This is a genomic window from Colwellia sp. E150_009 (assembly GCF_053543955.1).
Map to the genome: position 1 here is coordinate 24477 of NZ_JBHFOM010000037.1, position 23283 is coordinate 47759.

18 protein-coding genes are annotated in these 23283 nt (G+C 35.7%); 12 read left to right on the plus strand and 6 right to left on the minus strand.

Features of this window, described 5'->3' with window-relative positions; all coding sequences use genetic code 11:
• Positions 1-63: 63 nt before the first annotated feature.
• From ACE1OF_RS14810 to ACE1OF_RS14835, 6 genes are all read left to right on the plus strand, one after another.
• Positions 64-486 carry a hypothetical protein gene (locus ACE1OF_RS14810; protein ID WP_448895421.1) on the plus strand — a complete coding sequence of 141 codons (423 nt, stop codon included), beginning with the start codon at positions 64-66 and terminating at the stop codon, positions 484-486.
• A gap of 79 nt (positions 487-565) precedes the next feature.
• On the plus strand, positions 566-1369 hold the full coding sequence (dapB, locus tag ACE1OF_RS14815) for a 4-hydroxy-tetrahydrodipicolinate reductase (protein ID WP_448895422.1): 804 nt from the start codon (positions 566-568) through the stop codon (positions 1367-1369).
• A gap of 269 nt (positions 1370-1638) precedes the next feature.
• Positions 1639-2823 carry a glutamine-hydrolyzing carbamoyl-phosphate synthase small subunit gene (carA, locus tag ACE1OF_RS14820; protein ID WP_448895423.1) on the plus strand — a complete coding sequence of 395 codons (1185 nt, stop codon included), beginning with the start codon at positions 1639-1641 and terminating at the stop codon, positions 2821-2823.
• 39 nt (positions 2824-2862) lie between these two features.
• The gene (carB, locus tag ACE1OF_RS14825; protein WP_448895424.1) at positions 2863-6081 is read left to right on the plus strand and encodes a carbamoyl-phosphate synthase large subunit; all 3219 of its coding nucleotides are present in this window, start codon (positions 2863-2865) and stop codon (positions 6079-6081) included.
• Between the two features lie 108 nt (positions 6082-6189).
• Positions 6190-6666: a transcription elongation factor GreA gene (gene greA, locus ACE1OF_RS14830; RefSeq protein WP_448895425.1), complete on the plus strand. Its 477-nt coding sequence runs from the start codon at positions 6190-6192 to the stop codon at positions 6664-6666.
• 330 nt (positions 6667-6996) lie between these two features.
• A complete protein-coding gene (locus ACE1OF_RS14835; protein WP_448895426.1) occupies positions 6997-7893 on the plus strand; it encodes a pepsin/retropepsin-like aspartic protease family protein in 897 nt (298 codons plus the stop codon).
• Positions 7894-7978: 85 nt separating this feature from the next.
• Here ACE1OF_RS14835 and ACE1OF_RS14840 read toward each other — a convergent pair whose 3' ends face one another.
• Complete coding sequence (locus ACE1OF_RS14840) at positions 7979-8410, minus strand: hypothetical protein (RefSeq protein WP_448895427.1); 432 nt, start codon at positions 8408-8410, stop codon at positions 7979-7981.
• Between the two features lie 172 nt (positions 8411-8582).
• Entirely contained in the window at positions 8583-9578 is a 996-nt protein-coding gene (cysK, locus tag ACE1OF_RS14845) for a cysteine synthase A (protein ID WP_448895428.1), read from the minus strand.
• A 195-nt stretch (positions 9579-9773) separates the two neighbouring features.
• Here cysK and ACE1OF_RS14850 point away from each other — a divergent pair, with 195 nt between their 5' ends.
• Together ACE1OF_RS14850 and ACE1OF_RS14855 are read left to right on the plus strand one after the other, a co-directional pair.
• Positions 9774-10619, plus strand: coding sequence for an AAA family ATPase (locus tag ACE1OF_RS14850; protein ID WP_448895429.1), 846 nt, complete (start codon positions 9774-9776; stop codon positions 10617-10619).
• A 17-nt stretch (positions 10620-10636) separates the two neighbouring features.
• On the plus strand, positions 10637-11809 hold the full coding sequence (locus ACE1OF_RS14855) for a vWA domain-containing protein (RefSeq protein ID WP_448895430.1): 1173 nt from the start codon (positions 10637-10639) through the stop codon (positions 11807-11809).
• Positions 11810-11894: 85 nt separating this feature from the next.
• Here ACE1OF_RS14855 and ACE1OF_RS14860 read toward each other — a convergent pair whose 3' ends face one another.
• Positions 11895-14204: a DUF5916 domain-containing protein gene (locus tag ACE1OF_RS14860; protein WP_448895431.1), complete on the minus strand. Its 2310-nt coding sequence runs from the start codon at positions 14202-14204 to the stop codon at positions 11895-11897.
• A 325-nt stretch (positions 14205-14529) separates the two neighbouring features.
• On the opposite strand from ACE1OF_RS14860, the gene ACE1OF_RS14865 reads away from it, so the two are divergent.
• Genes ACE1OF_RS14865 through ACE1OF_RS14880 form a run of 4 tightly spaced genes read left to right on the plus strand, consistent with a single transcriptional unit; the run spans position 14530 to position 17938 of the window.
• Positions 14530-15264: a DUF599 domain-containing protein gene (locus tag ACE1OF_RS14865; protein ID WP_448895432.1), complete on the plus strand. Its 735-nt coding sequence runs from the start codon at positions 14530-14532 to the stop codon at positions 15262-15264.
• Positions 15261-15761, plus strand: coding sequence for a DUF2919 family protein (locus ACE1OF_RS14870; RefSeq protein WP_448895433.1), 501 nt, complete (start codon positions 15261-15263; stop codon positions 15759-15761). The genes ACE1OF_RS14865 and ACE1OF_RS14870 overlap by 4 nt, the downstream gene beginning before the upstream one ends.
• 39 nt (positions 15762-15800) lie before the next feature.
• On the plus strand, positions 15801-16595 hold the full coding sequence (gene dnaQ / locus ACE1OF_RS14875) for a DNA polymerase III subunit epsilon (protein ID WP_448895434.1): 795 nt from the start codon (positions 15801-15803) through the stop codon (positions 16593-16595).
• Positions 16574-17938, plus strand: coding sequence for a TIGR03503 family protein (locus ACE1OF_RS14880; protein ID WP_448895435.1), 1365 nt, complete (start codon positions 16574-16576; stop codon positions 17936-17938). The genes dnaQ and ACE1OF_RS14880 overlap by 22 nt, the downstream gene beginning before the upstream one ends.
• A 69-nt stretch (positions 17939-18007) precedes the next feature.
• Here the strand turns inward: ACE1OF_RS14880 and ACE1OF_RS14885 are convergent, their stop codons facing one another.
• The 3 genes from ACE1OF_RS14885 to ACE1OF_RS14895 all read right to left on the minus strand — a co-directional run bounded on the left by ACE1OF_RS14885 (position 18008) and on the right by ACE1OF_RS14895 (position 23088).
• A complete protein-coding gene (locus ACE1OF_RS14885) occupies positions 18008-19201 on the minus strand; it encodes an EAL domain-containing response regulator (RefSeq protein WP_448895436.1) in 1194 nt (397 codons plus the stop codon).
• The gene (locus tag ACE1OF_RS14890; RefSeq protein ID WP_448895437.1) at positions 19201-22281 is read right to left on the minus strand and encodes an ATP-binding protein; all 3081 of its coding nucleotides are present in this window, start codon (positions 22279-22281) and stop codon (positions 19201-19203) included. Before ACE1OF_RS14890 ends, ACE1OF_RS14885 begins: the two co-directional genes overlap by 1 nt.
• A gap of 168 nt (positions 22282-22449) precedes the next feature.
• Positions 22450-23088, minus strand: a complete 639-nt coding sequence (locus tag ACE1OF_RS14895; protein WP_448895438.1) for a glutathione S-transferase family protein — start codon at positions 23086-23088, stop codon at positions 22450-22452.
• Positions 23089-23283 lie beyond the last annotated feature (195 nt).

Sequence of the window (23283 nt, forward strand, 5' to 3'; positions counted from 1 at the left end):
GCTATTTTAAAAGCCCTCATTTGAGGGCTTTTTTTTAATTGATATAAATGGATGAGGGTAAAAGTGCAAACGGAAAAAATTGTCAGCTTATTTAATGAATATATAACGGCATTTAAACAGTATAAACTTAATGATGTTGTAGAATACTATCACTTACCTTGCACGTTACATACTCCAGATAAAGTGGTGTTACTGGAAAAAAAAGCTGAGTGTATTCAAGAGTTAGAGACTATTTTTAGCCAATTAAAGCAAGCTAATACCCGCGATATTCTCGCAAGAGAAGCAAGTTACTCATTAGTAACTGACCATGTATTATTAGCCTGTATTCATTGGACGTTCATTGATGAACAAGGAGAAACGTTTGCTGATTTTTGCGCTATATATCATGTAATTTTAATTGGTAATCAATTGAAGATAATTAATGTGGTTTCCCATGAATTAGATAATTTAATCGTATTAAACTTTCCCTTTGAGTTAATTGATTAATGAATTGTTCTTAAGCAGAGGGTAGCAATAGTCTAATAGTCATAGTTTATTAGTAAATAATTTAATAATAGAGAAAAAAATGAAAGTAAAAGTAGCTATCTTAGGTTGTAGTGGCCGTATGGGGCGTAATCTTATTCAAGCAGCCCATGAACATGAAAATATTGAATTGGTTGGCGGTAGTGTTCGCACAAGTTCCTCTTTTGTTGGGTTTGACCTAGGTGAATTGGCGGGTATTGGCGCTATAGGGTTAACGGCTTCAACTGAGTTAAGTCAGTTAACTAATGCAGATGTTTTTATTGATTTCACTTCAATAGAGGCAACACTTGAAAATATTAATTGGTGTCAAAAGCATAATAAAGCAATAGTGATAGGCACAACTGGCTTTAGCGATGAACAAATTATCCAGATAAAAAAAGCAAGTAATTTAATCCCTTTAGTATTGGCACCCAATACATCAGTAGGTGTAAATTTAATGTTTAAGTTACTTGAAGTGACAGCCAAAGCAATTGGTGACCATACTGATATAGAAATATTTGAAGCGCATCACAGATTTAAAAAAGATGCACCTTCAGGCACTGCTGTAAAAATGGGGCAAGTGATAGCCGATACATTAGGGCGAGATCTAAATAAGTGCGCAGTGTATGGCCGAGAAGGTATAACGGGTGAAAGAAATAAAGAAACAATAGGTTTTGCTACGGTAAGGGCAGGGGACATTGTAGGAGAGCACACCGCATTCTTTGCTGATTTAGGTGAACGTATAGAAATTACACATAAAGCTAGTTCTCGTATGACTTTTGCTTTAGGGGCTATGAGAGCCGCATTTTGGTTGAGTGAAGCTGATAATGGTTTTTACGATATGCAAGATGTTTTAGGGTTAAAGTAATAGATAACTACTGTTTTTAGGTGTTTCGTGGTTAAAAATGATTTAATCACATAAAAACATCATTTTATAAAATTTTTACTAGACGTAAGGAAGCTACAAGCGTAAAATAAGTGGATTTTGTCAAAAGTTTAGCGGAAAGCTGGTTTTTGACATTTTTTATGTGCAAATTTTGTGATTGTTTTGCATTTATTTTAAAGGAAATTTTAAAGTGCTCTAAATGACCTTTAAAATATATGTGTTGCATTCTTTTCTTCTTTTTGGAGGTTACATTGGCTATATCTGCTATTTTAGTACTGGAAGACGGTACTGTATTTAAAGGCACCGCAATTGGTGCAACGGGAACGGCTGTTGGTGAAGTAGTATTTAATACTTCAATGACAGGCTATCAAGAAATTTTAACTGATCCTTCCTATGCAGAGCAAATTATCACCCTGACTTACCCACATATTGGTAATACAGGAACAAACTGTGAAGATAAAGAGTCAGACACTATTTTTGCCAAAGGTTTAGTTATCAGAGACTTACCATTACTAGCAAGTAACTTTAGAAGTGAACAAAGTTTAAGCGAATACTTGGTTAGCAATAATATTTTAGGTATTGCCGATATTGATACCCGTAAATTGACTCGTGTATTACGAGAAAAAGGCGCGCAAAATGGCTGTATTCTAACACTTGATGATGTCAGCGATGACAGCTTACCGGCGGCACAAGATAATGCGTTAGCACAAGCAAAAGCATTTCCTGGCCTTAAAGGAATGGACTTGGCTAAAGTGGTTTCTACAAAAGAGATATATCAGTGGACATCAGGTAGCTGGTCGTTAGGTAGCCCTATGGGAAAAGGTTTCTCTGAGTCAGAAAAGTTTGACTTTCATGTGGTTGCCTATGATTTTGGTGCGAAAAGCAATATTTTACGTATGTTAGTAGATCGCGGTTGCAAATTAACAGTAGTGCCAGCACAAACGTCTGCCAAGGATGTTTTAGCAATGAATCCTGATGGGATCTTTTTGTCAAATGGTCCTGGTGACCCTGAACCCTGTGATTATGCAATTACAGCTATTAAAGAATTTTTAACAACAGATATACCAGTTTTTGGTATTTGTTTAGGACATCAACTACTTGGTTTAGCTAGTGGTGCCAAAACTATTAAAATGAAATTTGGTCATCATGGTGCTAACCATCCAGTAAAAGATTTTGCTCGTGATGTGGTAATGATTACGTCACAAAATCATGGTTTTGCTGTTGATGAGGACAATTTGCCAACCAATTTACGCGTAACGCATAAATCATTATTTGATGGTTCATTACAGGGTATTCACCGTACAGATAAACCAGCGTTTAGCTTTCAAGGTCATCCCGAGGCAAGTCCTGGACCACACGACGCAGCACCATTGTTCGATCATTTCATTGATCTAATTAATGAATATAAAGCCGAAAGTAAAGTAGACCAAGCTTAAACCCACCCTTGACAAGAGAAGATAAGAGAGAATAGTGACATGGCAAAAAGAACCGATTTAAAAAGTATCTTGATCTTAGGTGCAGGGCCGATTGTTATTGGTCAAGCTTGTGAATTTGATTATTCAGGCGCGCAGGCTTGTAAAGCATTACGTGAAGAAGGTTACCGAGTTATTTTAGTTAATTCTAACCCTGCAACCATCATGACAGATCCGGATATGGCAGATGCTACTTATATCGAGCCTATTCATTGGGAAGTTGTTAGAAAAATTATTGAAAAAGAACGTCCTTGTGCCGTACTACCTACAATGGGTGGCCAAACAGCCTTAAACTGCGCGCTAGAGTTAGAAGCAAAAGGCGTGTTAAAAGAATTTAACGTTGAAATGATTGGTGCCACCGCTGATGCTATTGATAAAGCTGAAAACCGTGAGCGTTTTGATAAAGCAATGAGAAACATTGGACTTGAATGTCCTCGCGCTGAAATTGTGCATTCAATGGATGAAGCACATGAAACGTCTAAGCGTATCGGCTTCCCTTGTATTATTCGCCCATCATTTACTATGGGGGGGTCAGGTGGTGGTATTGCTTATAACCGTGAAGAATTCGATGAAATTTGTACGCGTGGTTTAGATTTATCACCTACGTCAGAATTATTGATTGATGAATCATTAATTGGTTGGAAAGAATATGAAATGGAAGTGGTTCGTGACAAAAATGATAACTGTATCATTATTTGTTCAATCGAAAACTTTGACCCTATGGGAATTCATACGGGTGATTCTATTACCGTTGCCCCAGCACAAACATTAACGGATAAAGAATACCAAATCATGCGTAATGCATCACTTGCGGTACTTCGTGAAATTGGTGTTGAAACGGGTGGTTCAAACGTACAATTTGGTGTATGTCCTGATACTGGCCGTATGGTTATCATCGAGATGAACCCTCGTGTATCTCGTTCATCAGCCTTAGCGTCAAAAGCAACAGGTTTCCCAATTGCTAAAATCGCTGCTAAATTAGCGGTAGGCTACACATTAGATGAATTAACGAATGATATTACTGGTGGCAAAACACCTGCGTCATTTGAGCCAACCATTGATTACGTTGTCACTAAGATTCCACGTTTTAACTTTGAAAAATTTGCAGGTAGTGAAGACCGACTCACTACTCAAATGAAATCTGTTGGTGAAGTTATGGCGATTGGTCGTAATCAACAAGAGTCTATGCAAAAAGCGTTACGTGGCCTTGAAGTGGGCGTAAATGGTTTTGACCCAATGGTTGATGTTACACAACCAGGTGCGAAAACAAAAATAATGCACGAATTGCAAGAAGCAGGTTCAGATCGTATTTGGTACATTGCTGATGCATTCCGTCTGGGGCTTTCAGTTGACGATATTTTCCGTTTAACCAAAATTGATCGTTGGTTCCTTGTTCAAATAGAAGATATTGTTTTAGAAGAAAGTAAAGTCTCAGAAGGCGGTTTAAAAATACTAACCGATGATTATTTACGTAAACTTAAACGTAAAGGCTTCTCTGATGCTCGTCTCGCTGATGTTATTGGTGTTGCCGAAGCAGAAATTCGTAAGAAACGTCATAAAGCTAATATTTTTCCTGTGTATAAACGTGTTGATACGTGTGCGGCAGAGTTTAGCTCTGACACGGCTTATATGTATTCAACTTACGATGAAGAATGTGAAGCAAACCCTACTGATAAAGAATCAATTATGATTTTAGGTGGTGGGCCAAATCGCATTGGACAAGGTATTGAATTTGATTATTGTTGTGTTCATGCCGCATTAGCCCTACGTGAAGATGGTTATGAAACCATTATGGTTAACTGTAACCCTGAAACCGTTTCTACCGATTATGATACGTCAGATCGTTTATACTTTGAGTCGATCACTTTCGAAGACGTGTTAGAGATTGTTCGCATTGAAAAACCAAAAGGTGTAATCGTGCAATACGGTGGTCAAACCCCGCTTAAATTAGCACGTGCGTTAGAAGCCGCAGGAGTCCCTATTATTGGTACTTCGCCTGATGCTATTGACCGTGCAGAAGACAGAGAACGTTTCCAACAAGCTGTAGATCGTTTAGGCTTATTACAACCTGAAAATGCTACCGTTACTTCTCTTGAAGAAGCGATGGCTAAAGCTGAGGCTATTGGTTTTCCATTAGTGGTTCGCCCATCTTATGTATTAGGTGGTCGTGCGATGGAAATTGTGTATGATTTAGATGATTTACGTCGCTATATGACAGAAGCGGTAAGTGTATCAAATGATTCACCTGTGTTACTTGACCACTTCCTAGACGATGCTATAGAAGTCGATATTGACGTTATTTGTGATGGTACAGATGTTGTTATTGGCGGTATTATGCAACATATTGAACAGGCGGGTGTTCACTCTGGTGATTCTGCTTGTTCATTACCAGCATATAGCTTAAGTCAAGAAATTCAAGATATTATGCGTAAGCAAGTGACTGACTTAGCTTTTGAATTGGGTGTAGTTGGTTTGATGAATACACAAATGGCTGTTAAAAATAATGAGGTTTACTTAATTGAAGTAAACCCTCGAGCTGCACGAACTATTCCTTTTGTATCTAAAGCAACGTCAGTTCCTTTAGCTAAAGTTGGTGCGCGCGTTATGGCAGGTAAAACACTGAAAGAATTAGGTCTTACAAAAGAAATTATTCCTGATTATTTCTCTGTAAAAGAAGTTGTTATTCCTTTTAATAAGTTCCATGGAAGTGATCCGTTAGTTGGGCCAGAAATGCGTTCAACAGGTGAAGTTATGGGTGTAGGGAATACGTTTGAAGAAGCTTATGCCAAAGCTAATTTAGGTGCAGGTGAGTCTGTTCCTAAATCAGGTCGAGCATTAATTTCTGTGCGTAATTCGGATAAAGTTCGCGTGGTTGATTTAGCTAAACAAATGGTTGCTTTAGGCTATGAACTTGATGCAACGCACGGAACAGCGATTATACTAGGTGAAGCGAATATTCCTGTGCGGTTAGTGAATAAAGTACATGAAGGTCGTCCACATATTCTTGATAGAATTAAAAATAGTGAATATAGTTATATCATTAACACAACGGAAGGGCGTAAAGCTATTGAAGATTCTAAAGTGTTACGTGGTGGTGCATTACGTTATAAAGTTGCTTATACTACAACATTAAACGCTGCATTTGCTGCTTGTCAGGCACATTCTGCTGATGATAGAAATACGGTAACATCTATTCAAGAATTGCATAAGCGTTGTAAATAAGCGATTATTGTAGAAAATTTAAACCTTAAAACAAGCGCGAAAAATACCTGCTCTAGCATTATTAATGTAGCTGGATTTTAATCGCGCAACAATAAAGATTATAAAATTATGAGTCAATACCCTATGACTGTTCACGGTGCCAATGTGCTGCGTGAAGAGTTGAATATGTTAAAAACAGTTAAACGCCCAGAAATTGTTGCTGCTATTGCAGAAGCACGTGAACATGGTGATTTAAAAGAAAATGCTGAATATCATGCTGCACGTGAACAGCAAGGTTTTTGTGAAGGTCGTATACAAGATATTGAAGGCAAGCTTGGTAATGCACAAATTATTGATGTGTCAAAAATTCCTAATACAGGTAAAGTGATATTTGGTACTACGGTAACGTTATTGAATATTGACACTGAAGAAGAGGTTAAATATCAAATTGTTGGTGATGATGAAGCCGATATTAAGCAAAATAGAATTTCAATTAATTCACCTATAGCGCGTGGATTAATTGGAAAAACTGTCGATAGCGAAATTGAGATTGTTACCCCCGGCGGTGTAGTTGAATATGAAATTATGGCTGTAGATCATATTTAATAGATGAGTTAATTTATTTACCTAAATCATTGTTACTAAATTAATAAAACCCAAAACTATACTTAGTTTTGGGTTTTTTGTGTCTGCTATTTCAATAATTTGAATGGTCTTACGATCGGTGATGATTTATACCAGTTTCATACCTAGAAAAAATTGCCAAATACAAGACATTTATTTCAATAACTATTTGTTCTAATTACTAAATAAATAACGATGTAGTTGGTGGTTTTAGCAAGTAGAAATGATCACATAGTTAGTGAGATTGCTATTATATATGGTATAGTTGTTAGCATAATGAAAATCGGATTCTTACAAATAAAAGGACTTATTATGAAGGTATTATTACCACTCGCTTTTTTATTCTTAACACATCAATGTGCTGCCGTAGTCACCGAATGGATTGATTTTAATCTTGAACATGGTCATGTGAAAATACCTGCTACTATTGCAGATATTGATACCTATGCAATGCTTGATACGGGATCTCAATTGAGTGGTATTAATAAGGCTTTTGTTGCAAAGCATCAATTAACATTAGATAAAGGTAGTAAAAGAAAAGTTAGAGGTGTTTTTGGTGTAGAGAATAAAACTACATTTACTAATGTTCCAATTAGTTTTTTAGGCATTGAAACTACGGTTGATAAAATTACTGAAATGAATTTAGGGCATCATTCTAGTGGGCTTTTGTTTGGTAGTAGTTTTTTTGATAAATTTGTTACTCAGTTTGATTATCCTAATAGAAAAATGCGATTGGTCAGTGAAGATTCTATAGATGTTGCTAAGTTTCCAAATATAGAAGCAAGAAGACAGAAAGTTACAGGTATGTTGATTGTTAAAGTGGGTTTAGCCGACAACAAACACTTATGGTTGATACTTGATACTGGAAATTCAGGGGGGTTAGTAGTTGATCGTTCAGTAGCCAATAAAATGGGGTGGTTAGAAGGAATAGAAAGCGAGTCAACGATAACGATGGGAGTTAATTCTTTAAAAGAAACAGAAAGCTTTAGAATTCCACAATTAAAGTTTGGTCCATTTGAGCTGGAAAATGTATTGGTAACCATACCAGCCGAAGGTAATAATTCTACTTTAACTAATCAACATTATTGGGCTGGTTCAAAAATTAAAGGCAAAAAAGTTCAAGGTATAATTGGTTATGACATTTTGAAACATTTTTTAATTACTGTCGATTATAAGCGTGGGCATGCACATATTGGTTTGCCTGAGTAATGGTTTGATATGTTATACAATAGTAGACGATTAGTAATAAAAGAGTTTTAATAATTGTTATAAAGACTTAGAGGAAGAATATTCTTTAGAAGGGGTCTTTTAATATTTCGTCAACAATCCAATCATCGTCATCATTTTGAATTAATAAAAGGCGTTTCACATGATTTATTTTTCTGTCATTGTGAGTACCTACTAAAAAAATGGTCACCGCGATTTTGTCTTTAAATCGCTCTCTAATTTTTACGCCATTATCATCTGGTCTTATTTCAATGATTTTTTCAAAAGGCATATTAAACAGATGCCTAGCAACTGACTGAGATGTTTTGTAATGCCGCAATAACCGCCCCAATTTCAGGCCTGATACCGAAGCAGCTTTTTCAATATTTTTCTCAATGTAGATAGCTTCAAAAAAAGCAACAGCAACAAATTTTGGGTTTTCAATTTCGTGAATTTCTTCTTCACCACAAGCACTTAGGAAAAACAGAAAAACGAAAATAATAGAAAATTTTTTATACATAAGATGACGTTATTAAGTGAGGTTATGGTGTGTAAACTAAGCATAACGTGAATAGCTTAGTTTTTTCAATATAAGTTTTTTAATATACGATTAAACATCGTATATTAAAAAACTTATCCAATAAAAAAGGTGCCGAAGCACCTTTAAAGAATAGGATTCTATTAGATTGTTTTTACTGCACTAATTCTTTTTCTGTAAAGCTATCACTAAATAAAGCACTTGATAGATAACGCTCTGCAGAGCTTGGTAAAATTACCACAATGGTTTTACCTGAGTTTTCAGGTTTTTCAGCAAGTCGTTTTGCTGCAGCTACTGCGGCACCTGACGAAATACCAGCAAGAATTCCTTCTTCTTTCATTAATCTGTGTGACATTGCCATAGAGTCTTCATTAGATATTTGCTCTACACCATCAATAAGATCTAAATCTAAGTTACCAGGAATAAAACCTGCACCAATACCTTGAATTTTATGAGGGCCTGGGGTTAACTCTTCGCCAGCAAGTTTTTGCGTAATAACAGGTGAGTCAGTTGGCTCAACGGCAATGCTTGAAATTGCCTTACCTTCTGTTAATTTTATATAGCGGCTAATACCTGTAATTGTACCACCAGTACCAACACCAGAAACTAAAATATCAATTTTACCTTCAGTATCACGCCAGATTTCTGGGCCAGTAGTTTTTTCATGAATTTGTGGGTTAGCTGGGTTGTCAAATTGACCTAATAATACATATTTTTCAGGATTAGAGTCTTTAATTTCTTGTGCTTTAGCAATAGCACCGTTCATGCCTTTAGCGCCATCAGTTAATTCAACTTTTGCGCCTAGAGCCGATAATAACTTACGGCGTTCTAAACTCATTGTGCTTGGCATAGTCAAAGTAATACCATAACCTCTTGCAGCAGCAACAAAAGCAAGCGCAATACCTGTGTTACCACTTGTTGGCTCTACGATTTCTTTTCCTGGACTTAGTAGGCCTTTTTCTTCTGCATCCCACACCATGCCTGCGCCAATTCGGCATTTAACGCTAAAGCTTGGGTTTCTTGATTCTACTTTGGCAAGCACGGTTGCTGCTGGTGTGCCATCGCTAGTTTTGCTCGCAATTACGCGGTTTAGCTTTACCAAAGGCGTATTACCTATGGAGGTTGAATTATCTTCAAATATATTAGACATTGCAGGTTCCTGTGACTATGTTCACTTAATTATATTTGTTAAGATTAGCGCTTTACGAGAGAAAAAGAAGTGATATTTTGTTATAACTTATATAATTTTATGGAATAGATAAATGATTATCTAGTACTATTTTAAAAAATTAAAGTATCACGCTATTATTAACTATCACTCAGCATGATTTTTGGAAATAAAAATATGAGCGCATTTCAAGGCACAAGCAATTATATTGCATCAAATGACTTACAATTAGCGGTTAATGCCGCTATTGCTTTAGAGAAACCATTGTTAATAAAGGGTGAGCCAGGTACGGGTAAAACCATGTTAGCTGAAGAGCTAGCAATGAGTTTAAACGTGGAACTTATTCCATGGCATATAAAGTCAACCACTAAAGCACAACAAGGTTTATATGAATATGATGCCGTATCACGCTTAAGAGACAGTCAGCTAGGTAACGAAAAAGTCAATGAGATAAGTAATTACATCATTAAAGGTAAATTGTGGCATGCCTTTACTGCTGATAACCGCCCCGTTTTATTAATTGATGAAATTGATAAAGCAGATATTGAATTTCCAAATGACCTTTTATTAGAACTCGATAAAATGGAATTCTTTGTTTACGAAACGCAAGAAAAGGTTATAGCTAAACAAAGACCAATTATTATCATAACGTCTAACAATGAAAAAGAATTACCCGATGCTTTTCTTAGACGTTGTTTTTTCCATTACATTAATTTTCCTGAAAAGGATGAAATGCAAGCAATTGTTGATGTGCACTTTCCAAACATTAAAAAAACGTTATTAGATGAAGCGCTAGCTTTATTTTTTGATTTGCGAGAAATGCCAGGTTTGAAGAAAAAACCATCGACCTCGGAGCTTATTGATTGGCTTAAATTATTATTGGCCGAAGATATATCAGAGGAAATATTGCATGAAACCAGACAGAAAAAAGTGATACCTCCTTTGCATGGCGCTTTATTAAAAAATGAACAAGATGTTCATTTGTTTGAAAAGCTTGCTTTTATGCACCAGCGTCACCGTTAGGTTTGAGGTGAATTGGTATGTTAATTGATTTCTTTTGTAAGGTGCGTGATTACAAAGTACCTTGCACCTTGCGCGAGTTACTTGATCTTCTGCGAGCGTTAGAGCAAGGCGTTGTTTTTGCAAATATTGATGACTTTTATAGTTTAAGTCGAACCATTTTAGTTAAAGATGAAGCGCACTTTGATAAATTTGATCGAGCCTTTGCTGATTACTTTAAAGGAGTGGCAAGTTTAGAGTTAGATCTATCAAAAATACCAGAAGATTGGTTAAAGAAGCAGCTTGAAAAACAACTGACTGATGAAGAAAAGGCTAAAATATCTGCGTTAGGTGGTTTAGATAAATTAATGGAAACGCTGGCGGAGCGACTAAAAGAACAAGAAAAAAGACACCAAGGGGGTAATAAGTGGATAGGCACAGGAGGTACATCTCCTTTTGGCGCTTATGGTTATAATCCAGAAGGTGTCCGCATAGGACAAGAAGGCTCTAGGCATCGAAAAGCAACGAAAGCATGGGATAAACGCCAATTTAAAAATTTAGATGCGAATGTAGAAATAGGCACTCGTAATATGAAAGTGGCATTGCGTAAATTAAGGCAGTTTGCGCGTACGGGCACGAGTGAAGAACTCGCCCTTGATGATACTATTGCATCAACTGCAAGAAATGCTGGCTATCTTGATATTAAAATGAAACCAGAGCGTCATAATGCCATCAAGGTGCTGATGTTCTTTGATATTGGTGGTTCAATGGATGACCACATAAAAGTGTGCGAACAATTATTTTCTGCAATTCATGGTGAATTTAAACATTTAGAATTCTTTTATTTTCATAACTGTATTTATGAAAACGTTTGGCGAGATAATAGTCGAAGGCAAACTGAAAAAATAGATTTACTACAAGTTTTACACACCTATAGTCGTGATTATAAGGTGATTTTTGTGGGTGATGCGACTATGGGACCATATGAAATTACTTACCCTGGTGGTAGTGTTGAATATTGGAATGAAGAACCAGGCAGTGTGTGGATGAAAAGGTTAACCGACCATTTCGACAAAGTAATTTGGCTAAATCCTCAAGCAGAGCAACAATGGTCTTATTATGCATCCATTCAAATAATGCAGCAACTAGTTGCAAACAAGATGTATCCATTAACACTGGCAGGATTAGGGCAAGGAATTAAGGCATTAATATAAAATAAATAGGTGTTTAATATTCAGAGGCTTCAAATAATTCACGCACTTATAATTGCTAAACGCGTGAATTATTAGGTGAATATGCTTACAGCGAAAAAGCATAGCTAACTTTTGTAAAAAAGGTTTTTTCTGCACGGGTTAACTTAGTTAAGTCATTGTCTTGATAGCTATTGTCAGAGTAACCTAAGAAAAATACAGTTTGTGGGTTAAGCTTATAAGCATAAATAAGTTGGCTTGATAAATCTTTAATGTGTTCATCGTTAAAATAGTCAACATCATTATAAATTAGACTGAGTTTTAGGTAACTTTGAATATCAAATTGGTAAGATAAACGTAATTCTGAAATATTTGCTTTATAAACGTTAATATCTTTATTGTTATTTTGAGCATTTAGTTTACTGTAGGTTTGATAAAAATCTACTTCTAAATGGTCGGTTACAAAAACAGTGATATTACCCGTGGCTTCAGTTAAATCGCCTAAACGATTATGTGCATAATCAATTTTATCGCCAAGCGCCATATCAAGAGAAATATAGGTACGGTTGTTGATATTGGCACTGTAATACAACTTAAACTGATTTTCATTAAAAGACGTGGTGTTATTATCAATATTTGAATTGTTGTGATCATGACGAAGGCCGACTTTTTCACTATGAATTAAGTATAATTCAAGTATTGATTGTAGAGACCCATCAATAGCAAAACCAGCTGTTAACTCGCGTTCAATTAATTCGTTATTAGTATTGTGAATGATTTTCCACTCACCTGAAACTCTTGCTTCTTGCCAGATACTATCTTGTTCAGAATAAAATGTTCTTTCTAATACAGCTTGATCTATCTTTATATCCGCTTTTGGCATATAACCTAAATCAGCACGAAAATCAGCCCCAATATTTTGATGATCCAATTCAATTAACCAATATTCTGAGTTATGGGTGTAATTTAATTTAAATGCTTGGTCAGTAAAACTGTTATTGTTATGTTTAAAGGGCATGTTTGCGCTTAGTTCGTTAGGATATAAGGTGTCTGAGTTCAATACTTGTGCTTTTATTGCATCAGAATCAGACAAACGGTAGCGTGCATCTATACCTACAACATAGTTATGGTAGTTATTTGCTGAACGTAATGTTGCGATAGAGCCCAGTGTTAAGTTTTCATCAAAATCATACCGATAACGCAACGCACTTGTGTTACTTTTTTTGTTTAAAGTAACGAGGCGAGAATCTAAGTTGCCAGGTAAAAGTATGTTGGTTTCAGTGTCATTGGTATTAAAAATACCGTAACTGTGTTTATCAACCCTACCCGTTACTTTTATGCCATAATCTGGGTTAGCGATGTTACGGGTATAAACCAAGTTAAAATCACTACTGAAATAGTCGCTGTTATCTAAGAAAAAGGCACGTTTTTCTTCATAGAATAATGAAAAATTAGTATTAACGTTTAGTTGACCACTATCACTTTCTACCGTTGAAAAGTCAGGGTTTATTGTCGCATTTAATAAGTTATGGGCATTGATTCCCCAGCGTAAATCAAGACCAGCTTCAATATCATTATCAGCAGACCAGTTACTTTTTACGTCACTGGTATCAGCAAAAATATCACGCGTCTCATCTCTGGTTGCTGTTAATGATGGTGTTAAACGTATGTTTTTTCCTATATTGGCATTTTTAAAGCCTACTGCTTCTGGGTATTGACAAAGCCAGCAAGGATTGTCTCGATTAATAGGAACATTAGAGATGCGTAAATTTGTATCTCTAGGGTAGGTTCTAACAAGCTCTATAGCCCATTTTTTTTCTTGTCCGTCGCTTTCAAAATTTAATATATTGTAGGGAATTGCTATTTCTACTTGATAACCTTGCTCCGTTTTTTTACCAAAAGAAAACCAAAGGCCATCCCAAGAAGTATTCGCTTGGCTGGTTATTTCATTGAAAGTTGCATCGTTCTGTACACCGTAGGGATTAACAAAAAACTCATAATTTAAACGACGGTTATTGTGTGTATCTAGTTTAATACCCACTAAATCATGAGACCAAGCATTGTCACGGTCGGTGAAAAAACCTTGAATATTCTCAGGGGTAGGATCATCGGCAACAAATGCCACATAAAGGAATTTACCATTTTCTATCAATTTTGCTGTTGTTTTTATTGGGCTAGCAAGGTTATTCCATGGATTATTTACAATACTTAGCTCTATTGGTAGGGCGTTAGACCAAAGGTTGTCGTCTAATTCACCGTCAATTGTGATTTGCCCGTTAGCGTAGGGAATATTTAAAGGATGTAATGGTATGTTTTGGTTGAGAGTAAGTACATCGATTGCTTGTACAGCTGAGATTGGTGATACCAGCAAAAAAGCAACAAAAAGCACTAATAAGTTATTATAACTTAGCTTTTGCATAAATCGTCCGTAAGTTTTTGATTTTTATATTTATTATTTTATTGTTGTAATTCTAGTACGTTGAGTTAAGTAGAATTAAACTCAAATCGTTATGACATAAAAATAACCCGTACAAATTTTAGGTGAATTGTTACAAATTTAATTCATTAACACAATATCTACTTGTGAATACATCAATTTTGAATCGCTATTACCAAGAGTAGAAGCAGTGAATAAATTATTTTAAAAGATAAGCTAAATTATTGCTGGTATTAGGTTACAGTCTGATATTAACAAGTTAATATTGTATTGAGATATTTTAACTACCCGTTTTATGAGTGTTTACATGCCATTATCTATCATTGACATTTTTGCTTTATTAGTTTTTTTCCTTTGCTGGTCTGGTTATACGTGGTTTGCTCGCAAAAAAGCAAAAACAACTGATTGTTTAGCACGAAGTTTAAATCAACACAGAATTTACTGGATGTATGAAGTTATCACCAGAGAGGTAAGAGTAGGAGAGGCTGCTTTATTGGCGAATTTAGAACGAAATATCACTTTTTTTGCTTCAAGTACTTTATTGATACTCGCTGGTTTGTTAACGCTTTTTGCTAAAATTGATACGTTAGAAATGGTAATATCATCGATGCCTTATGCTGATCATCCTAGTCATTTAGCAATACAATTTAAGTTAACCTTGCTTGTATCAATTTTTGTTTTGTCATTCTTTCAATTTACTTGGTCTATGCGACAATATGGTTTTGTTAATGTTATGGTAGGTGCTGCTCCTATTGATGTTTCAGGTTTAAATGAAAATTTAAAGGCATATGCAAAACAAATGTCAATTGTACAAGACCAAGCTGCGCATTCGTATAATTATGGACTGCGTTCTTATTATTTTGCTTTAGCAGCAATTTGTTGGTTTTTTCATCCATTGTTACTTATTGTGATGAGCCTTTGGGTTGTTTATACCTTATACACTCGTGAATTTAATTCAAAAGCGGTGAAAGCAATTACAGCAGGGCAAGAATATTTAAAGCTTGAACGTAAATCGACAAAAAACCGTAAGGACGTTGGGTGAGCAATAAATATTCCAAAAAGTATCAACGTTATTCGGTTGAAGATTTTGATAGTTATGATTGTTTAAAACTATCTAAACGTTTTTATTTGGTATTGTTATTCATTTTACGTGGTTATATCGTTTGGTTGATGTCAGTTACCAATATGCGTGATAGAGTGAGTATTATTTCTTGGATTTATCCCGAAACTTCCTTATTTTACTTAAGCTTACTTTCGGGAGCTATTGGCTTGTTTGTAGTGCTTATTATTAGCTTACGTAGGCCTGAAGCAGCTAATTGGGTACAAGCAGCGTGGCAACACTGCCGAACAATTATTATTGTGGCATTATTGTTTGATTTACTTACCCATATGGTTGCCTATTTTTATTGGCAGTTATTTTCGCTAACATGGGTTTTTATTCAAATAATCATTAGCGTTGCCTTGATTGTACTATGCTATAGCAGTGAACGGTTTAAAATAAACCTAGAAGAATTTCCACAAAAAATACCAGAAAAATAATTTTATAAATGAAAAAAGATAGAGATAGTTATTGTGAGTATGAGTAGTTTTTCGAGTAACAATGAGTCCAAAGCCGATCTTAAACAAGAAGAACGTTTGATTATTCTTGATACTGAAACCACCGGCATAAACCCGAGAGAGGGACATAGAATAGTTGAAATAGGTTGCGTAGAAATGATTAATCGCCAGTTAACAGGGCGCACGTATCATGCCTATATAAAACCGCTTGACCCTCGTGGGCAAGTTTTACAGATGGACCAAGAAGTTATTAATGTACATGGTTTAACTAATGAGTTTTTAGATGACAAACCAACTTTCTCACAAATAGTTGATGAGTTTATTGATTTTATTCGCGGTGGTGAATTGGTGATTCATAACGCAAAGTTTGATGTGGGGTTTATGGATCATGAGTTTTCATTATTAAATTTTGCAGAGCGTTCTCGCAATAAAGTGCCAATGACAGAAGATATTTGTACTATTACAGATACTTTAAAAACATCAAAAGATGAGTTTGGCTCACCGAAAACGTTAGATTATTTAGCGCGTTTTTATAAAGTAGATAAGTTAATAGATCGTACTTATCACGGCGCTTTAATTGATGCTCAATTACTCGCGTTTGTTTACATTGAGATGACCCGGGAACAAGCTACCTTTAATTTATCTGTTGGTGATAATAACGGTGGTGATGAAAATGCTATTAGACGATTGCATAGTGATAGGACAAAACTAAAGGTTCTTACTGCTTCTGCCGATGAAGTGGAAGCTCATGTGAAAAGATTGTCGGTTATTCAGGAAAAAGGGGGAGAGCCACTTTGGAAATTACCAAATCATTAGTATTTTTCTATCTGCTATTAATCAATGTAAATTATGCTTTTTCAGTAGAAACAACACAAGAAGCAATAAATGTAGAGCACGAGAGTAAAACAGTTCAAAACGATGAACAATTGTCATTAAATGGAGAAATAGATTTTTATCACACAGATAATGTCACTAATGAAATTCCTTATTTTGACAACCGCTTTCGTATTGATGCTGAGTTAGATGAAGTAACACTTATTTTTTTCAGAAAAAGAGGAAGTAGACCTGTTATTCTGGTACAACCTGACGGTAAAAAAATTCGGGTACATGATTATGACCAAGCAAATGTACAATGGCATGATGCAAGTACATTTGACATGATAAAAATAATCAAGCCTACGCCTGGCCCGTGGCAAGCTATTGGTGACATTTTACCTGAGAGTAAAATCTTAGTTATGTCAGAAGTTACTATTGCAGTTGATCCTTTACCTGAGGTTGTACTTTCGGGAGAAACCTTAAAGATTGTAGGTAAGCTGTATAACGGTAATAAGAAAATTGATATTTCTGCATTTAAAGATGTTGTACAGCTAGACGTGAATTTTTTTAGTACAAACAATTCAGCTTACGATAATTTTGGTCGAGATGCTTTTAAATTAGCATCATTTGAAGATAATGGGCGTGGTTTGGATGAATATGCAGGTGACGGTATTTATACAGGCGAATTTGTTTTAGATTTTGCTTCAGGTGAATGGCAACCTGTATATAAAATTAAATTACCCCTAATAACAAGAGAACTTAGACAAAAGCCTATTTTTTTAAATAAATCACCTATTACTCTCTCAATAGAAACATCAGACACAGAAGCAACGGCACACAGTTTACTGATCACTATTGATTCAACCCATGTTGATCCTAGTAGTTTAGTTTTTCAAGGCAAAACAACTTTTCCTGATAGGCAAACAAAATCTTTTTCAATTATTGAAGATGAAACACCTGAATTTCCTGAAAGTCGAATTAAGGATATACCTTATACTGAACCAGGCATTCACCGAGTTAATTTAAGTGCATTTGGTAAAACCATATCAGGTAGAGAATTTCGTTTAGTTGTGCCAGAATTTACTTTTAATGTAAAAGGGGCTCTGAAACAAATATCGTTAACAACGCCTGAGAAAAAAAATGAAGTTCAGGTAGAAACGCCAGAACAAATTCTTGCAGCACAAAAAGCTAAGCTTGCTGAAGAACTCGCTTTACAACAAAAAATAGAAGAAGAAGAAAAGACACAAACAATATTAATGATAGCGGTAGTGAATGGTATTATTATTATATTAGCCTCTGTATCTTTTCTGGTGATGCGTAAAAGAAAAATAAAAAAGAAATAAGTAGTAATATAATTTAAGCTGCTTGTAGTAGAGAATAAATTGTTACGCTAGTTAATGTAACAATTTATCTTAAGTTGAAAATTTAATAAAATCATTAAATGCTGCTAAATCAATAGGTCTAGAGATAAAATAACCTTGCACTATATCGCATTTCATACTTTTTAGCATGTCCCAGTCTTGTTGTGTTTCTACTCCTTCAGCAACGCTTTTTACTCGTAGTTTATGAGCCATATGAATGCTTGACTCTACGACAATCCGTAAAGCTTCATTGTCAGCAAAGTCTTGTACAAATGATTGGTCAATTTTTAATTCGTTGAAGGGAATTCGTGTGAGTTGTTGCATGCTAGAATACCCAGTACCGTAATCGTCGATAGAAAGTGAAAATCCGTTCATGCGCAAACGGGTTAAGTTTTCCATTGCATTTGCAATATCCGTCATTGCTGCAGATTCAGTAATTTCTAACACAATGTATCTGTTCTCTAAGCCCGATTTTTTTACAATATTAGTAATTTTTTCTGCCAAGTCTTGATCACCCAGCGAAGCTAATGAAATGTTGACTGATACAGAAATAAAATGGCCATTGTCGTGGAATATACGACAGGCAGCAGCCGATTGCTCTAGCATATGAAAGGTTAATTCATCGATATTATTACTATTTTCAAGAATAGGGATAAAGGCATATGGACTGACTATTCCATGTTTTGGATGAATCCAACGTGCTAGTGCTTCAGCGCCAACTAAACGGCTTGACTTTAAGTCCACTTTAGCTTGAAAAAATGGTACAAATTGTTTGGCATGAATACCCGTTAAAATTTCTTCTAATGTAAAATGTCTTTCTGCAGTAATATTAGATGTTTTTGGGTTTTCTATGTGTTCAAACTTACTGAGTAATGTTTTAAGTTGAGTCAACATAATAGGTTTTTCTACTGCGCCCAGTAGTTGAATACCATGCATTTTTGCAATCTTTCCCGCGGCAACAAGTAACTTACTATCCAACGAACTAATAATAATAACTGCAATGTTTTGGTAGGCCCCACCTAAACGGCGAAGGAATTCTAAACCATCCATTTTAGGCATATTTAGGTCACACAGGACAATATCTGGTTTGACTTTCTCGCTGTGGACTATTTTTAGCATTTGTCTGCCATCGCTCCCTTCACGTATTGATGTTACACCTAATGTTTGAAGCATTTTTATAAGCATTTTACGTTGAAACTCATCATCTTCCATCACACAAAGGTTTAATTTATCAATATTATCCATTATTTTTTCACTCCTAGGATGTATGTCTCTACTCGTTGTATTTCTGAATCTAACACTATGCTTGCTTCTCTCGCACTAGGGACATCTCCATTGCTAGCCGACTGTTCAATTGCTAAACAAGCTTTAGCCATAGCTTCTGCCCCTACCATTCGACTAGAGCCTTTCATACGATGAGCTATATCTTTAATATTCTTTTGTTCCTCTTGTTCTAACATCTGGAGTAGTTCTTCATAGTCAGTTCGTATGTGTAGTATAAAATCCTGCAATATTTGAAGTTGCTTGCCACTGTCTGATTCAATCTGTTGTAGTACAGTATAGTCAATAGGTGTAGAAATTCGACTATTGGTGGCATAATTGATTGTAGAGGGACATTGGTTATGATTCATCTCATCAATAGATAACCATTTTGATAGCATTTGTTTTAATTGGATTAAGTTTGCTGGCTTTACTAACAGATCGTCCATACCCGCAGCGAGGCAGTTTTTTGTTTCTTCAGAAAGGGCATTGGCGGTCCATGCTATAATAGGAGTTCGAGGTAAGTTGTTTTCTGCTTCTTTTTTACGAACTTCAAGAGAAAAAGCATATCCATCCATTTCTGGCATATGACAGTCGGTAATAACTAGGTCAAAGCGGCCTTCTAACCACATAGATAACGCGACCTTACCATTTTCGGCTGATTCAGCTCGAAGACCAAGTAACTTGACTTGACGAGCTAATAGGTCGCGATTAATCGGATGGTCATCAACTGTCAGTACCAATGGTGTATTGATGTTTTTACTAAACAAGGGCTCAACTGCTCGTTGTGATACTTCTGGATGCAGACAGGTTATTTTTTCTGCAGGCTCGCCTGAAACTGGCAGTACCAATGTAATGCTGAAGGTTGCTCCCTGTTCTGGTTCGCTTTCTAATAAAATTTCACCGTCGAGCATATCTGCAAGACGTTGGCAAATTGCTAGCCCTAAGCCTGTTCCACCATACATGCGCGCAGTGTCAGAACTTTCTTGCCTATATCGTTCAAACAGATATTTTTGATTGTTTTTAGAAATGCCAATACCCGTGTCTCGAACTGAAAAACGAATGCGTTCTCCACTTTCGTGTACTTCTATTAATTCAGCAGTTAATTCAATTTCGCCTTTTTGAGTAAACTTAATAGCGTTACTGACAAAGTTATTAAGTACTTGTGATAACCGTAAAGGATCAACAAGATGTGCTGAACTGAGGCGTTCATCACTGTATTGTTTGATCATGAGAGATTTAATGCTGGCGGCACGTGAATAGGTATTAACAACTTCCTGTAATAATTGGGGTATAAAAGTAGAACAAGGCGAAATTTCTAGCTTTCCTTCTTCAATTTTAGACCAATCTAAGATATCGTTAACAATCCGTAATAAGTTTCTAGCTGAATCCCATGCTGCCTGTAGTGTTTCAACTTGATCTTTTTTCAGCGGGGCCATGGAAAGCACTTCTAACATACCTAACATGCCAGTAAGCGGGGTACGAATTTCGTGACTCATGGTGGCTAGAAAAGAATCTTTTGCCCGATTAGCCATTTCTGCTTTGTTTTTGGCCGAAAGTAAAAGCTGTTTGGCCTGCTTTTGTTCGGTGATGTTGCGAAATGAAACAATGACACCAATAACATTTCTTTCGCTGTCTCGCATAACTCTAGCGGCATAAGATACTGGTATATTGGTACCGTCTTTACAGCGAAACAATTCATCATCAACTTGACGAGGTATTTCATCATTGAGTGTTGCATAAATAGGACACTCGCAACTTAAATAAGGGGAGCCATCAGCGCGTGTTTGATGTATTATTTCATGTGCAGGTTGCCCTATTATTTCTTCGTTATCCCACCCCAATATTCTTATAGATGCTGGGTTTTCTATCATTATGTTTCCATTAATATCAATGCTATAAATGCCTTCACTCACAGCATTAAGAATGGCTAGAATGCGGGCTGAGCTGTTACGTAACGCCATTTCTACTTGTTTGCGGTTTAAAATTATTCGAGCAACAGATATGCTAGCCAACCCGAGTAGTAAATAAATAACACCTAGCAATACTTTACTTAAAGGTTGATTGTAAATGGTATTAACAGAAAGAGCTGTGTGTGGGATAAATGATACAATCTTCCAATAATGATCATCCATCGTAACTGAATTTAACGTTGTAACTGAATTTAACGTTGAATCTTGCCAATTTGATAAATGGTAGGCTGTGGTAAAAACAAAGAGTCCTTCTTCTGTGAGTAGAGTACCTTGTTTAGAAGAGGATACAACTTGCCAAACATCAGGATAGTCATGTCCAAAAGTTTGATTTTCCTTACCAAGCATAAATCCCCATTCATCTTCATGATTAGGGCCAGATAACCAGTATCCATCTCGATTGAGCAGCATGGTTGAATAGAGCGCTTGTTTTTCTTCACGAAATATACGCAATAATTTGCTACCAAGATAATTAAGTAGAATAATGCCTTTTTTATTATTGTTATTGTCAAATACTGGTGTGCCGTAACGAATGACAGGCTTAAAAGGTCTTTCTAATTTGCCGAGCTCCATATTTAAATCTAATGGCGAAACGAAAATCTCATCTTTATTGAGTTTAATTGTATCTATGAAATAATAACGCTCTCTCTTATTTTGCAATTTATTACTAGGTACAATGGCAGGATAACCGTTATTATAATTAACGCGAAATACTTCGTGACCATCAGTGTCTAAATAACGCATTTGATCATAGCGTTTTGTTTCTCTGCTAAAATTAAGAAAAAAGTCTTCTATTTTTGTTTTTAATAGGGGGTTTCCACTATTAACATACTCTTGAAATAAGGGCATGTTAACGATTACTCGTAAGTCAGTATCAACTACCGACAGATCTCTTGTAACACGCTCTTTAACAAGCTCAATACGGTTAGCTTCTTGGGATTTCTTTCTGTTTATTTGTAATTTTTTGTCTACATTAACACTTAGAAAAAGAATGCTGGTGAGTATAAAAGCAATAGGCAAAAAAATCAGAGCAGAGCGTTTAAGCAATGATGCTATTGGAATATCAGAAAGGTTTTTCGTGGGAACACCTTGCATACCTTTTACTCCTTTAAAAGCAACGAAATTATCCTTAGATTTATTTATAAAGGCTTTTTTATAAAAACGTTAAAAATAAATCTAATCAGGCACACTAGTAATACATACCATGTTTTTTTAGTCTAATACAAGGATGATTACTAATTCATCAATAGATATTTATACGCGTTAAAATATTTTGTTTAGATGTAATTGTTTGGCATTAGCTGCTTTAAAGGGGGCTCTTGCCGTTAATCTAGCTAAGTAAGCTTGAGTATTTGGGCCAAACTTATCATCAATACTTATTTCTGTTGCAAGAATAAGTGCGTAACCAACACAAATATCTGCAATGGTAAATTTATTAGCACACAAATATTCTTTATTCTCTAGTGCTGATTCAATACATCTTATACGGCTATTGAACCATTTGCGGTAATCTTCAACAACTTGTGGCTGAAGTCTTTCGGTAGGCTCGTATCGTGAATATCGAAGTACTAAGGTTTGGGGGAATGTAAAGGTAGTATCGCTTCTATGCAGCCAATTCAAATAACTACCATACTCTGGATGTTCACTTGATAAACCAATAGTTGAATCTTTGTATTTATCGACTAAATATTGGCAAATAGCCGTTGATTCGGTTAATGTGATAGCCCCGTCAAGTAGTGTTGGTACTGTGCCTAAAGGGTTGATTTCTAAGTATTCTGGAACTTTATACCTAGGTGGAAACTCCATGTTAACTAGTTTGCAGTCAATATTCATTTCTTCAAGTGCCCATAAAGGGCGTAAAGAGCGAGAATCCCGACAATGATAAAGTGTTAGTTCAGACATAAATAATACCAATTTGATTAAATTTCTTCCCAACTCAGAGCTTCATTAGCGAGCTTAGAACAAGGAAAATTGAGTAAACATAGTTACTCTATATTTCTTCAATTTTGTGATGTTATCAGTTTGCTAATGAGCTCCCAAAGGGCGAGTTTAAAAGGCTTATATGCGGCGTTATTGATTTTGACAAGGGAATGACCA

Bases quoted from the DNA above. Each gene is read 5' to 3' on its own strand.
- ACE1OF_RS14890 (WP_448895437.1), bottom strand. From the start codon at position 22,281: ATGCAAGGTGTTCCCACGAAAAACCTTTCTGATATTCCAATAGCATCA.
- ACE1OF_RS14850 (WP_448895429.1), top strand. From the start codon at position 9,774: ATGAGCGCATTTCAAGGCACAAGCAATTATATTGCATCAAATGACTTA.
- ACE1OF_RS14885 (WP_448895436.1), bottom strand. From the start codon at position 19,201: ATGGATAATATTGATAAATTAAACCTTTGTGTGATGGAAGATGATGAG.
- cysK (WP_448895428.1), bottom strand. From the start codon at position 9,578: ATGTCTAATATATTTGAAGATAATTCAACCTCCATAGGTAATACGCCT.
- ACE1OF_RS14840 (WP_448895427.1), bottom strand. From the start codon at position 8,410: ATGTATAAAAAATTTTCTATTATTTTCGTTTTTCTGTTTTTCCTAAGT.
- carB (WP_448895424.1), top strand. From the start codon at position 2,863: ATGGCAAAAAGAACCGATTTAAAAAGTATCTTGATCTTAGGTGCAGGG.
- dapB (WP_448895422.1), top strand. From the start codon at position 566: ATGAAAGTAAAAGTAGCTATCTTAGGTTGTAGTGGCCGTATGGGGCGT.
- dnaQ (WP_448895434.1), top strand. From the start codon at position 15,801: ATGAGTAGTTTTTCGAGTAACAATGAGTCCAAAGCCGATCTTAAACAA.
- greA (WP_448895425.1), top strand. From the start codon at position 6,190: ATGAGTCAATACCCTATGACTGTTCACGGTGCCAATGTGCTGCGTGAA.
- ACE1OF_RS14835 (WP_448895426.1), top strand. From the start codon at position 6,997: ATGAAGGTATTATTACCACTCGCTTTTTTATTCTTAACACATCAATGT.
- ACE1OF_RS14860 (WP_448895431.1), bottom strand. From the start codon at position 14,204: ATGCAAAAGCTAAGTTATAATAACTTATTAGTGCTTTTTGTTGCTTTT.
- ACE1OF_RS14865 (WP_448895432.1), top strand. From the start codon at position 14,530: ATGCCATTATCTATCATTGACATTTTTGCTTTATTAGTTTTTTTCCTT.
- ACE1OF_RS14855 (WP_448895430.1), top strand. From the start codon at position 10,637: ATGTTAATTGATTTCTTTTGTAAGGTGCGTGATTACAAAGTACCTTGC.
- ACE1OF_RS14895 (WP_448895438.1), bottom strand. From the start codon at position 23,088: ATGTCTGAACTAACACTTTATCATTGTCGGGATTCTCGCTCTTTACGC.